Source organism: Clostridium psychrophilum, assembly GCF_018861705.1.
Taxonomy (GTDB): domain Bacteria; phylum Bacillota; class Clostridia; order Clostridiales; family Clostridiaceae; genus Clostridium_AD; species Clostridium_AD psychrophilum.
Map to the genome: position 1 here is coordinate 1 of NZ_JAHLEC010000253.1, position 1,131 is coordinate 1,131.

Annotated in this window: 2 protein-coding genes; both read left to right on the plus strand. The window is 33.2% G+C overall.

The window, feature by feature from the left end:
* Positions 1 to 892: spore germination protein (locus KPL38_RS19320; RefSeq protein WP_216290755.1), on the plus strand; the 892-nt coding region annotated here is incomplete at its 5' end.
* On the plus strand, positions 885 to 1,131 hold a 247-nt coding region (locus tag KPL38_RS19325; RefSeq protein WP_216290756.1), incomplete at its 3' end, for a GerAB/ArcD/ProY family transporter. The genes KPL38_RS19320 and KPL38_RS19325, both read left to right, overlap by 8 nt.

Sequence of the window (1,131 nt, forward strand, 5' to 3'; positions counted from 1 at the left end):
ACAAATTATTTCTAATAAAATCAATCAAATAGATACTGATAGTCTTATAGCAATTGGTTATTTAGAACAAATTATTGCGGACCATCCAAATTCTATTTTTCCTCAATACCTGTCTACAGAAAGACCGGATAAAGCGGTAGCAGGATTACTAGAAGGTAAATTTGTAATAATGCTTCAAGAAACTTCCTTTGTAATGGTAGCTCCTATAACTTTTTTTGCATTTACTCAAGCACCTGAAGATTATACAACTCATTGGGTAGGTGCAACTTACCTTCGTATGCTACGTATGATGGCAATATTAATAGCATTATTTCTTCCAGGCATATATATTGCATTACTTACTTACCATTACTACATGATACCGCTACCTTTACTAGTTCAACTTGCACAGTCCAGAACAAAGGTACCTTTTCCTCCCGTTATTGAAGCGTTTTTAATAGAATTTATGATAGAGACGGTAAGAGAGGCGTCAATTAGACTTCCATCCTTTATAGCGGGATCTATTAGTATTGTTGGAGGATTAGTAATAGGTCAGACTGCAATACAGGCTGGAATAGTAAGTGACCTTATGGTAATAGTAATCGCTGCTTCTGCCATAGCAGGCTTTACTATACCTACCTATGATTTAGGAATTTCTATTAGACTTGTTAAATATATTGTTATGATAACTTCATCAATATTTGGTATTTTAGGAGTAGTAATTCCTATGGTAACCTTGCTTGCACACCTAATAGTATTAGATTCTCTTGGGGAACCCTATTTTCAACCTATGGCACCTTTTAAATTTAGTGATTTAAAAGATACCTATATAAGGGCTCCAATTAGATATTTAAAGAAAAGGCCAGATGTAGCTAAACCACTGGATAAGGAAAGGGGTAAGAAAAATGGATAATAGAGAAAATAATATAACCTCTAGTCAGCTAATGGGACTTATTGTATCAATTCAAATAGGTGCAGGGATTCTTAGCTTACCAGCTAATTTAGCTATGGTTTGTGGCCATGATGGTTGGATTTTAATATTAGTATATGGCATATTAATAACTGCTGTAATTTTTCTGATAATAAAACTTATGAACAGGTATAACAATAAATCTATATACGAAATAAATAAACTTTTATACGGAAAGTACC